Below are 11,369 nucleotides of genomic sequence, written 5' to 3' on the forward strand. Positions count from 1 at the left end.
AAAACAATTAGCAGTAAGCAATCAACAATTATTTTAGCTCCAGCCGGTCGATGTCGCCGTAGCTGTCGTAGGAGGAGAGTACTACTTTTTCACCCGGCTTTAGGCCTTCGAGCACCTCGTAATGCTGCGGGTTCTGGCGGCCAAGTTTTATACTTCGCTTCGTAGCAAAATCACCTGATTTATCCACTACAAACACCCAGCTGCCGCCGGTGCTCTGGTAGAATCCGCCGCGTGGCAGGAGCACCGCTTTGGCGCCGTCGTTCAGGTTAAGTTTGATCTGCAGGGTCTGTCCGCGACGGATGCCTTCAGGTGTGCCGCTGGCAAACTCCATGTCTACCTGGAAGGTGCCGGCCTGTACTTCCGGGAACACTTTGGCAACCGTTACGTCATAGGTTTTGCCGTTGAAATCGAAGCTGCCTTTCAGGCCCGGGTAGATGCGGGAAATGTAGTGCTCGTCGATAGCTGCTTTAACTTTGTAGCCGTTCAGGTCGTCGATCTGGCCGATGTTTTCGCCCGGCGCTTTCGACTCGCCTACTTCCGCTTTCAGCGTTGAGAGCTGCCCGTTTGTCGGCGCGATCACATAGAGGTTGTTGAGCGTGTTGCGGGCCATGTTGATGTTGGCGTCCATCCTACGGATCGACTCATCGAGCTGCTTCAGGCGTTCGTTCATGAGCTGGGCATCCTGTTTTACGGAGCGGTCGCCGAGGGCTTTGCGCTTTTTCAGGTACTCGTACTGGTCTTTGGATGCTTCGAATTCTTCCTGCGAGATCACTTTTTCTGCGATCAGCATTTTGTTGCGCTTGTAGGCGCGTTCGGCCAGTGCCAGGTTGTACTCTGTCTCAGCCAGTTCATTCTGCTTGCGGATCAGGTCCTGCTTCATTGTGATCTCGGAGTTCTGGCGCTCGTTCATCAGGTCGAACAACTGCGTTTCGCGTGTCATGAAGTCGATCTGCAGGGTGGTGTTGGAAAGCTTCAGGATCGTGTCGCCTTTTTCTACGGTGCGGCCGTCGTCGGTGTAAATTTTCTCCACACGACCACCTTCGGTTATATCCAGAAAGAACGTTTTCAGCGGGTCTACAGAACCGTCGATAGCGATGAACTCCTGGAATACGCCGTCCTGCACGCTGCCCACGGTGATGCGCTGGGTATCTACGTTCAGTTTGGAGGAGTGCTCGGCAAACAGCAGGTTGTAGAGTACCACCACCAAAATCAGTGTAGCTCCGGCAATGGTAGCGATCTTTTTAGGAGAGTATTTCTTTTTTTCAATAACGCGATCCATAGGAAAGAAAAATTTTCATAGTCTGTAAAATCCTTTTGCCAACAAGTGTGCCATGTTTGTATTTGTTTGCTTTACAGCAGTTTATGCAGGTGTATAGCCATTGTGCTATGTGCCAAGTGTCCGATTGCGAACAGGTATCTGTCTGTATGCGGACACCTGTAATCCGTAATCCGTACAGGTAATAAAGCGAGGTGAAGCAACAGCTTTTTCTCCAGCGTTCAGTACTTGGATTTTTGATTCAGAAAGTTTTACTTTTACCCCGAACCAAGTATAAATTTTTCTTATTCACTGGCGGACCATGCGTAAACTTGCCTGTAAAATACTGATAGTAGACGATGAAGAGGATATTCTGCTTGCAGGCCGCTTACTCCTGAAACAGCATTTTACCACCGTTGTTACTACATCCGACCCGTATGCCATTCCGGCGCTGCTGCAGGAACACCAGTTTGATGTGGTGCTGCTGGATATGAACTACAGCAAAGGCGCTACTTCCAGCAAAGAGGGCCTGCACTGGCTGAAGCAGATCCTGCAACTGGTGCCTTCGGTGAAGGTGATCCTGATGACTGCCTACGGCGACATTGAACTGGCCGTACGCGCCCTGAAAGAAGGAGCCACCGATTTTGTGCTGAAACCCTGGCAGAACGAAAAACTGGTCAGCATACTTAAAACAGCCTGCGAGCAGGGAACTCAGAAAGGACAGCGCACAGCAGAAGCCTCCGAAAAAAACGATACTGCCTACCACTATGCGGATTTTATCGGGGTATCGCCGGCCATGCAGCGGGTATACCAGACCATCGATAAAGTAGCCGGCACCGACGCCAACGTACTTATACTTGGCGAGAACGGAACCGGCAAAGAAGTAGCGGCCCGCGCCCTGCACCGCAAATCAAAACGCGCCGATCACGCTTTTGAGAACGTGGACCTTGGCGCCATCAGCGCTACTTTGTTTGAAAGCGAATTGTTCGGCCATGCCAAAGGCGCCTTTACCGACGCCAAAGAAGACCGAATGGGACGCATCGAAGCTGCCAACGGCGGCACCCTGTTCCTGGATGAGATCGGCAACTTGTCGCTGGCACTGCAGGCCAAACTCCTGACCGTGCTGCAAAACCGCCAGGTGGTCCGTCTGGGTACTAACAAGCCTCGCCCCGTGGACATCCGCCTGATCTGCGCCACCAACATGCCGCTGTATGACATGGTACGTGAAGGCACCTTCCGCCAGGATTTGCTTTACAGAATCAACACCGTGGAAATATACCTGCCGCCCCTGCGCGAGCGCCGCGAGGACATAAAACTGCTGGCGCAGCACTTCCTGAAAGTATACGGACGCAAGTATAACCGAGAAGGCGTAAAACTTGCCCCGGAAACCATCAGGCGCCTGACCGAGTACCACTGGCCGGGCAACATACGGGAACTGGACCATGCCATGGAGCGGGCTGTTATACTTTGCGACAAGGACGAACTGCAGGAAGAGGACTTTTATTTTGCCCCCGGCGGCAACACGCAGAAAGCTGCCACCACCGGCATTACAGACAGCGATTATACCTTAGAGGCGCTCGAGAAAATGATGGTGCAGAAGGCGCTGGTAAAACATGCCGGAAATATCACGCACGCCGCAAAAGAACTGGGCATCACCCGAACGGCCCTTTACCGCCGCATCGAAAAACATGGCTTATAACCGTTTCAGGGTATACCTGCTCCTGCGGGTAGGTTTACTCGTGCTGATCATCCTGTGCACGCTGCTCGTGCTGTACCGCACCGACTGGTATGTTACAGCGCTGTGCCTGCTGCTGCTCGTGCTTTTTCAGCTTTACGACCTGGTGCACTACGTCGAGCGCACCAACCGCGACATCGCCAGCTTTTTGGAAGCCATCCGCCATTCAGATTTTACCCAGCGTTTTGCCGCAAAAGGCGGCAACCCGACTTACCGCCATCTCTACCAGGCCTTCAACGATATTACCGATTCTTTCCAGCGGATAAAGGCAGAAAAGCAGGCCGACCACCTTTACCTGCAGGCGATGGTAGAGCACGTGGGCATCGGTATACTTTCTTTTGATGACAGGGGCGAGGTACGGCTGGTAAACCAGGTAGCAAAAGACATGCTGCATACGCCGCACCTGCACAACATTCAGGCCTTGAGCCGCATTAGTGAGGAGCTGGTTACGGTGCTGCAACAGATCGGGCATAACGAGAAAACCTTGCTTACCCTGCAGGTCCGGGAAGAACAATTGCTGCTGACGGTGCACGCCACCACGCTGACCTCGCAGGGGCAGCAACTTAAAATCGTATCGCTGCAGAACATCCGCTCCGAGCTTGAAGAACAGGAACTGCAGACCTGGCAGAAAATGATCCGGGTGCTGACCCACGAGATCATGAATTCGGTAACACCGGTTATTTCTTTGACCTCTACTGTAGGAGGCTTGATAGAGGAAGAAGTAATAGCAAAGTATGCAGCCGGCGAAGTACCGGAAGAGGAAACCCTGGATGACATCCGGGCAGGCCTGCAAACGATAGAAAAGCGCAGCACCGGTATGCTCCACTTCGTTAAGAATTACCGCCGCCTGATGCGTGTGCCAACCCCGGAGCTGCACAAGGTTAAAGTAAAAGAACTGCTCAAAAGTGTAAACACGCTGCTGCAACCCGACATGGAAGCCAGGCGGGTAAAGCTCTCTTTTTATCTCCCGAATGAAGAGGCCATACTTGAGGCCGACCAGGAACTACTGGAGCAGGTGCTCATCAACCTGATCAAGAACGGGATGGAAGCCTGCCAGGAGGTTCCGGAGCCGCACGTCGAGGTAATTGCCTACCGGGATGAGCAGGACAGAAACCGCTTCCGGATAGATGTGCAGGACAACGGACCGGGCATACCGGAAGATGTGCTGGATAAGATCTTTCTGCCATTTTATACGACCAAAAAGCAGGGTTCCGGTATTGGCCTGAGCCTGTCACGGCAGATCATGCGCCAGCACGGCGGCACCATCCGCGTCAGCAGCCCGGCAGGAGGGCCGACTACGTTTAGTTTGGTGTTTCATAACTGAATTTTGAATAACTGGATAATTGAATGAAGTAGAGTGCCATAGTAGATGCGCAAGCACAGGGAGCAGCTTACTCAAAGTATAAATGCTACTACCATGCGGCAGTGAACAGGTGCATCATACTTTACTTTCCAGTTATTCAGATTTCAATTATTCAGAGTTTAGCCCACATGCTGCCGGATGATCTGTGAGAGCTGGTGGCCGGGCACGGCACCTGCCTGTTTCCAGACGATCTGCCCTTTATGGAAAAGTATAAACGTAGGCACACCCTGTACCCTGTATTGCGCAGCGGCTGCCTGATTGGTATCAACATTTACTTTCAGTACCTTCAGCTTACCTGCAAACTCACTGGCCACCTGCTGCACAATAGGGTTCATGGTTTTGCAGGGGCCGCACCAGTCGGCGTAGAAGTCTACCAGCACCGGCATGCCCGGGCTGTTGATGAGTTCGTTAAATGATTTTTTAGCCATAGTGCAAAGTATAAATGTAGCGCTTGTTGTTACTGAACATACGCTTCAACCGGCATAAGGTGTTTCGGTTAGTCGTCGCCATGCCGGCGCAGTAATTCGGCCAGCAACTGTATGTTGTCGGTCTGTATGCCATCCGGGTTCTTTTTAATGGCTTCCGTCAATCCTGTTCTGGACTTTACGCCCAGTACGTTTACCATCAGGTTTTGCTGGTGCGCACGTTTTGTTTGCTCTTTCGAGATGAGGTTATTGAAGGTAGTAATACCATAAAATCCGTTCCGGGCAGCTACCTCTATATCTTTATCAATTTCTTTTGTGTAAAGCAGCAACCTGAATTCCGGATGCTCTTCCTGCAGGAGCAGGAGCAGGTCCAACGAGTTGCTTTCCACAAAGACCCAATCCTGCGCGTCGTATTTAAGGATAAGATCTGAAAGTGCGGCCGCAAAGGCAAGCGGGGTGGGTTCGGCTGCTGGATTACAGGCATTCATCATCTTGATGTCCAGAAAAATCAGAGGCTTACGGGCGAAGGTAGCGTAACGAGCCAGTACATCTTCCAGCAGCACAAGCCGTTCTCCGGAGGCCAGGTTGGTGCCGGCATTGTGGTTGTAGCGGCAGTCCTTTAACTCGGCATAGGTAGCCTCGGTTACACAGCCGTAGCAGTTGGTGAGGGTGGGTAACTGCTGGTCGTGGTAAAGCACCAATTGGTTGTCTTTGGTTAGTTGCACGTCCAGTTCCACGCCATCGGCATTCAGGCCCTCGATGGCCCTGTTGATAGCGGCCATGCTGTTATCAGGCAGTGGGTTGAAGTAGGATTGAAAGCCCCCGCCCCCGTGCCCGATCACCAGGATTTTGCCGTTGTTGAGGTTGTCTATTTTATTCAGGTCGATCTTTTCGCACCCGGCAAGTACCAGCAGCATGACAACAGACAGCAGCAGTCTACAGATTCTCTTTTCCATGAAAGCGGTAGGTCAGGCCTAGTTTCACCATCGTGTTTAATCCTCTAACGTGCATGCGATTCCGCAGGCTGGCATTGTAGAGCGACTCGTGGTAGAAGCCAACATTTATGGCGTTGAACAAACTCAGGTTGCGGTTTAAACCATAGCTCAGGCCATAGCCAACTGTGTATTCGTGGGTATAGCTGAAGTTGTCGTCGCAGTTGCTGTCGGGGCAGTACGGGTTCCGGATAAGGGTTTGCAGGTCCAGGTTGGCAAAGCTTTGCAGCCGGGTGTTTTTTATGGAAGGGTAAAAGTATAAACTGGCTGCTGCGCCCCAGGGCCCGGTGGTGAGGCGGTAGGTTTCTGTGAAGGATAGCTTCGGGCCCAGTACCAGCTCCAAGTTATGACGGCGGGCGCTGACACCAGCCGTAATGCCAAAGCCGGTGTAGGAGAGCCCCGTGTTAACAGAGGCACCAAGTATGATCTTTTTATTTGTTGCCTGCTCCTGCGCCCTGACAAAAAAAGGACTGAGCAGTAGCAGCAAGTATAGCGGGAGATAGGTTAGTTTTCGCACGGGTTTAGCTGCATGTTATCGAACTGCAGAAGTATAATTCTTTGGAAAAGTCTGGGAGAGTACACGTTTTCATACTTAAACGAACATGGCCTCTGCAATACGCATGTTACAGGCCTGGGTACTTCTACCAGTACCGGTTTAGTTGCCTGGTTTATGAGTCCTTTAACCGAGTATAATTACTAATGTTACATTTAAAGAGGATGTACCTGACAATTGGCTCTCACTCAAGGGGCTTTAGCGATATTTTCTTTGTAAGCAGCAGGCAGGGGCAGGTAAAACAAGGAAAGCGTACAAGGCAGGTGAGGCCACCATCTGCAGGTACAAAGTATAAACTGACGCTTTCTCTGATTTTTAGCAAAAAATTACTTCAGAGTAAGACTTTTAATATATAAGTTTCTATATATTTAGAGTAAAATTTACTTATACCCAGATAAACAATGGCAAATTTTAATGGAAGCGAAGGAGCACCGATAGAACTGGCACAGGCTGCCTCCTGGACAAGAAATTACCGCTCCAAAGCAGTGGCCGGTGCAGAGGGCGTAGTCGTAAAAGCACACTTCTTCGGCCGCGACATTCTACAGCAGATACTGGACCAGCCCGGCTGCATGGGCATCCGGATGTACTATGCTCGGGATGAAAAAGGGCAAAAGCAGCTCATACTGATCGGTGCAGACGCAAACGGCAAAGACATGCAGGAAGGCACAGTTGCAGATGGATCCGTAGTATGCCCGCCGGACTGCACACCAGCAGGAGAACTTAACGGTTAATGGAGTTCTTTCTTCGGAATATTTACCCCTGGCTGATACAAGTTTCTTCAATCAGTCCGATTCTGCCGTTTTTGCTCGGCTTGCTCTGGTTTGCAAGGCACAAGAACTGGCAGTTCAGGCTACTTTATTTACATGTTATACTTATTGTTGCCATAGAGGTGGCAGGTAAGGTAACGGTGATGCTGGGTACCAAAAACAACCTCTGGTTACACCATCTCTATGCTCCGATAGAGTTCTGTGTGCTGGCAGCTATCTATTATTGCAGTTTCAGGCAAACTGCTTACAAGCGGGGTATCCTGGCAGCAGCAATCTGCTTTGTTCTTTTCAGTATTGTCAATGCGGTCTTCTTCGAAAGTATAACCCAGATGAACTCTATTGCCAAAATTGTAGAAAACGCACTGCTGATCGTCCTGGCTGTTTTATACTTTTACAAAGTATCGAATGACCTGAACATCAAGTACCTGGATCGGGACCCGATCTTTTTGCTGAGTTGTGCAATGCTGATCTACAAGGCCGGCACTACCATGTCTTCTGCCATGTTCAATCAGGCCCTTGCCATATCGTATGATGCCGCACGCATTTGCATTGCCATAACCTTGGTGTTGAACATACTTTATTATGCCAGTCTGATCTTCATGCTTAAGAGGGCGTCGGCATGATCGGGATACTTCAGCCCCTGCTGATCATCACGCCTGTGCTTTTGGTTCTGGCAGTAGGTATCATCCTGTTCGTGTTCAAGTACCAGCGGCGCATGCTGCTGCACCAGGACCACCTGCAGCAGCTACAGGCAAGCCAGCAGCACCAGTTGCTGGAGGCAGCGCTGGAGGCGCAGGAAGTGGAACGAAGACGCGTAGCCCGCGACCTGCACGATGAGATCGGGGGCATGCTTTCGCTGGTGCGCCTCAACATCAGCCAGCTGGGCAAACAGAACAGTCCGCCAGAAGCGACCGGGGAGGTCGTACAGAATGCCAAAGTGCTGCTCGATGATGTGATCGGAAATATCCGCCGTATCTCACATGACCTTATGCCGGTGGTGCTGGAAAAAGTGGGGCTGGTACAGGCGCTAGAAGCGTTAAAATACTCTATTCCGCCTGCTGCCCACATCACGCTCAAGCTTACCACCGATCTGGAGGGCGTGCAGCTGGATAAGAAACAACAACTGCTGCTTTACCGCATTGTACAGGAGCTGCTGAACAACACCCTGAAACATGCCGGGGCTACTGAAATTACCTTATCGGTACTACACCAAGGCGGAAAAGTAAAGCTGGCCTACGCCGATAATGGCAAGGGCTTTGAGTACAAAGCCGGGGCAGACGGAGGTGCGGGAGGCGCTCTGGGACTCGGGCTTACTAACCTGCAGAGCCGCGTAAGGTTGTTAAAAGGGACGCTTACCTATTTTTCAGCGCCAGGAGCCGGAACAAATGCAGAAATTCTGCTTACAATTTCATAGATTTGATTATACTACTTATAGTTCAGCTACATGGAACTACAACCACTTACACTTGCAATTGCCGATGACCACACGCTTTTCCGAAAAGGTGTGATGGAACTACTCAAGAATTTTGAAGAAGTAACCGTGCTATGCGACGCCATTAACGGAGTTGAGCTTTTGGAGCGTATCGAAAATAACATGCCCGATGTGGTGATGCTGGACCTGGAGATGCCCGAAATGGACGGAATTGCAACTGCCCGTTACCTGATCAGCAAATATCCGCAGGTGCGTATCCTGATCATGTCGATGTATGGGGAGGAGGAGCTAGTTGTGAAGCTGATGAATGAAGGAGTACACGGTTACCTGCTCAAAAATGCAGAGCCGGAGGAGCTCCGGAAGGCGCTACAGGCACTTAGAAACAACCAGGAGTATTACTGCAACCTGCCAAACCATCACCACTTAAGCAGGTGAAATTATACCGGCAATAGTCTGAAATACAGGATTCATAAAAAAGGACGCAGCCACCTGCGTCCTTTTTTATGAATCATACTTTTATGGTTTATACTTTGTACTATCCCACGGTTTTGATCTGGCGCACTACCACTACAGCTACCAGGGTAATAACGCTGGCCATAATGCCCACCCAACTGTAGCGCATCAGGCTGCCCGAGGCAGATTCCTGCACAATGAGCCCGGCTACGAAGGCGCCCACCCCGGCGCTCATCTGCTGTACCGAAGAGTTGATGCTCATAAAGCTACCACGCAGATGCGGCTCCACACTGGAGGTGATCAGCGACATGGCCGGCACAAACCGCGCCCCGAAAAAGATGAAAAAGAGCGTAGTAGCAACCAGAGCAGTATAGAGCGGCACAGGAGGCAGGGTCGTTATCAGCAGGATGGCAGGTATCGACAAAATGGCTGCAATGGCAAACACCCGGTGCTTTCCATACTTATCGGCCAGTCGGCCTGCCCATTGCGAGGTGAAAACCGTTGCCAGGCCACCAAACAGGTAAATGTAGCTGAGCTGCTGCTCGGTAAACCCAACGTTGGCAACCATATAAGGGCTCACGAACGGAATGATCAGGAAGCCAGCCATCGTTAGCGTAATCATCAGGGCCATGGCCCACTGCAGGTTGCGTTTTGCCACAATTTCTTTAAGCACCAGGAACGGGTTATCCGGCACGGCGTTGGTCAGGTGCCCGCGCATGTTGGGCAGGAAACGCACTGCTACAAGCAGCACCAGGAAGCTTAGGCCCGCCAGCAGGTAAAAAGGAGCATGCCAGCTGGTTACGCTGGCCAGGTACAAGCCAACCGGAATACCGGCAATAGACGCCACCGAGAAGGCTGCCATTACTTTGCCTGTGGCCGCACCTCGTCGGTGCTCCGGTATGGCATCCCCGATCACGGCCAGTACCAGCGCACCCAGCACACCCCCGAATGCACCGGCCACCACGCGGGCTACCAGCAGCATGATGTAAGTAGGGGCAAGGGCACAGGCAAGGGTACCCACCGCGAAGCCAAGGTACAGACCCAGCACAGCATGCTTGCGGTCGAAGCGGTCGATGAAGAGGGCGCTGAGGAAGCCTGCTACCGCTGCACTGAAAGTATAAGCCGATACCAGCAAACCAAACTCACTTGGAGAGATATTGAAAACGCGCATCAGCTGCGGGCCCAGCGGCATCATGATCACGAAGTCCATCACGTGCGTGAACTGGATGGCCGCAAGTAAATAGATCAGGAGTCCTTCCCGGATCACGGTCTTCGGGACCAATCCTTCCGTGCTATCCTGGTCTAAATGTATTGTTCTGTTATCTGATTTCATAGTTTAAACATTGATAATAAAGCTGGCAAAAATACGGGATTACCTGCTCATTCATTCCTTTCTTTTACCCGAATATTTTCAACCGAATTTGACTAAACCATACTTCAGGCGTAAATGTTTAAGTCTTGCAGATATTAGCAGCGAATAACGTTAGCGGAATGGCAAAGAAGATAGAAGAACTGGTGTGCGAATTATGCGCCCGCGAGGTGCAGTACCTAACGCGGCATCATCTGGTGCCGCGGGAGGAGGGAGGCCGCTATGGAGCCACTGCCGATCTTTGCCAACCCTGCCACAGCACCATTCACCTTACCTTCAGCAACAGAGAGCTGGCAGCCCAGTACAACACCATACCTGCCCTGCAGACAGCAGAGCCCCTGCAAAAGTACCTGAAGTGGGTGCGCAACAAACGCCTGAACCGCATCTCAAACAAACGCAGCCGCCGCAGGAGGTAGGGTTGCTGGACACAGGACTTGAAGATTGATGTTTTGGGTGATGCCAAGTATACTTTAGCTTAAGTATGATTTGGTTACAGTTTTACAATTGTCTCTACTTTTGCCTGCCCTATATTTTGGTTTCCTGTGTGACGAAAATAGCCTTGTGATAACAAGAAATTTGTTATATTGTGTATGCTATATATTGTCACTAGAAGCAATCATGCTTTAGTTGAGGCATTGTGACGCATGAGAGCAGTAGATTGGCGTACTCCGGTACTTGGTATATAGTGCAGATAAACGTCATAGTGGCGTATATACAGTAGTTAGCGCTAATTCAACAAATAAAGCCTCAACTTGGCATAAAGAAGAAAGAATGGGCCTTTTTTACAAAGCAACAACAAAGGAATTACTCGAAGCTAGAAATCAAATTGTTCTTGAAATTGGGATTCCTTTATTAGAGAAAAAAGGCTTTAAGAAGACACCATTTTCAACTTCATGGTTTGGCAGGGACAATTTGCATGGTTACATCTATGAATTATGTAGATTAACCCCTGAATCTGAGTTACAGGTAATTGAGATACAGATAGTCAGAGGTGACAAATGGATAAAGTTTATTTTAAATATCTT

General features: G+C 50.6%; 13 protein-coding genes. 8 read left to right on the forward strand and 5 right to left on the reverse strand.

All coding sequences use genetic code 11. The annotated features are described in order from the left end of the window. Window positions 1-28: 28 nt before the first annotated feature. Window positions 29-1,279, reverse strand: coding sequence for an efflux RND transporter periplasmic adaptor subunit (locus MJ611_RS20405; RefSeq protein ID WP_250432305.1), 1,251 nt, complete (start codon window positions 1,277-1,279; stop codon window positions 29-31). Between the two features lie 298 nt (window positions 1,280-1,577). On the opposite strand from MJ611_RS20405, the gene MJ611_RS20410 reads away from it, so the two are divergent. Both MJ611_RS20410 and MJ611_RS20415 read left to right on the forward strand, forming a co-directional pair. After that, complete coding sequence (locus MJ611_RS20410) at window positions 1,578-2,954, forward strand: sigma-54-dependent transcriptional regulator (protein WP_250432306.1); 1,377 nt, start codon at window positions 1,578-1,580, stop codon at window positions 2,952-2,954. Next, a complete protein-coding gene (locus tag MJ611_RS20415) occupies window positions 2,869-4,314 on the forward strand; it encodes a sensor histidine kinase (RefSeq protein WP_250432307.1) in 1,446 nt (481 codons plus the stop codon). The genes MJ611_RS20410 and MJ611_RS20415 overlap by 86 nt, the downstream gene beginning before the upstream one ends. Window positions 4,315-4,472: 158 nt before the next feature. Here the strand turns inward: MJ611_RS20415 and trxA are convergent, their stop codons facing one another. The 3 genes from trxA to MJ611_RS20430 all read right to left on the reverse strand — a co-directional run bounded on the left by trxA (window position 4,473) and on the right by MJ611_RS20430 (window position 6,287). Then, window positions 4,473-4,781: a thioredoxin gene (gene trxA / locus MJ611_RS20420; RefSeq protein WP_250432308.1), complete on the reverse strand. Its 309-nt coding sequence runs from the start codon at window positions 4,779-4,781 to the stop codon at window positions 4,473-4,475. A gap of 68 nt (window positions 4,782-4,849) precedes the next feature. Next, window positions 4,850-5,734 (reverse strand): glycerophosphodiester phosphodiesterase, encoded by an 885-nt coding sequence (locus MJ611_RS20425; RefSeq protein ID WP_250432309.1) that lies wholly within the window; start codon window positions 5,732-5,734, stop codon window positions 4,850-4,852. Beyond that, a complete protein-coding gene (locus tag MJ611_RS20430) occupies window positions 5,715-6,287 on the reverse strand; it encodes a hypothetical protein (RefSeq protein WP_250432310.1) in 573 nt (190 codons plus the stop codon). Before MJ611_RS20430 ends, MJ611_RS20425 begins: the two co-directional genes overlap by 20 nt. A gap of 437 nt (window positions 6,288-6,724) precedes the next feature. Here MJ611_RS20430 and MJ611_RS20435 point away from each other — a divergent pair, with 437 nt between their 5' ends. Genes MJ611_RS20435 through MJ611_RS20450 form a run of 4 tightly spaced genes read left to right on the forward strand, consistent with a single transcriptional unit; the run spans window position 6,725 to window position 8,957 of the window. Further along, window positions 6,725-7,054: a hypothetical protein gene (locus tag MJ611_RS20435; RefSeq protein ID WP_250432311.1), complete on the forward strand. Its 330-nt coding sequence runs from the start codon at window positions 6,725-6,727 to the stop codon at window positions 7,052-7,054. Further along, window positions 7,054-7,713, forward strand: a complete 660-nt coding sequence (locus MJ611_RS20440; RefSeq protein WP_250432312.1) for a hypothetical protein — start codon at window positions 7,054-7,056, stop codon at window positions 7,711-7,713. Before MJ611_RS20435 ends, MJ611_RS20440 begins: the two co-directional genes overlap by 1 nt. After that, window positions 7,710-8,504, forward strand: a complete 795-nt coding sequence (locus MJ611_RS20445) for a sensor histidine kinase (RefSeq protein WP_250432313.1) — start codon at window positions 7,710-7,712, stop codon at window positions 8,502-8,504. Before MJ611_RS20440 ends, MJ611_RS20445 begins: the two co-directional genes overlap by 4 nt. Before the next feature lie 30 nt (window positions 8,505-8,534). Next, a complete protein-coding gene (locus tag MJ611_RS20450) occupies window positions 8,535-8,957 on the forward strand; it encodes a response regulator (RefSeq protein WP_250432314.1) in 423 nt (140 codons plus the stop codon). Between the two features lie 100 nt (window positions 8,958-9,057). On the opposite strand, the gene MJ611_RS20455 is transcribed toward MJ611_RS20450, so the two are convergent. After that, window positions 9,058-10,308, reverse strand: a complete 1,251-nt coding sequence (locus MJ611_RS20455) for an MFS transporter (RefSeq protein ID WP_250432315.1) — start codon at window positions 10,306-10,308, stop codon at window positions 9,058-9,060. A gap of 158 nt (window positions 10,309-10,466) precedes the next feature. On the opposite strand from MJ611_RS20455, the gene MJ611_RS20460 reads away from it, so the two are divergent. Together MJ611_RS20460 and MJ611_RS20465 are read left to right on the forward strand one after the other, a co-directional pair. Then, the gene (locus tag MJ611_RS20460; RefSeq protein ID WP_250432316.1) at window positions 10,467-10,760 is read left to right on the forward strand and encodes an HNH endonuclease; all 294 of its coding nucleotides are present in this window, start codon (window positions 10,467-10,469) and stop codon (window positions 10,758-10,760) included. Window positions 10,761-11,019: 259 nt separating this feature from the next. Beyond that, window positions 11,020-11,369, forward strand: a 350-nt coding sequence (locus MJ611_RS20465) for a hypothetical protein (RefSeq protein ID WP_250432317.1), incomplete at its 3' end; no start/stop codon positions are given.

This window comes from Pontibacter ruber (genome assembly GCF_023630205.1).
GTDB classification, from domain to species: Bacteria; Bacteroidota; Bacteroidia; order Cytophagales; family Hymenobacteraceae; genus Pontibacter; species Pontibacter ruber.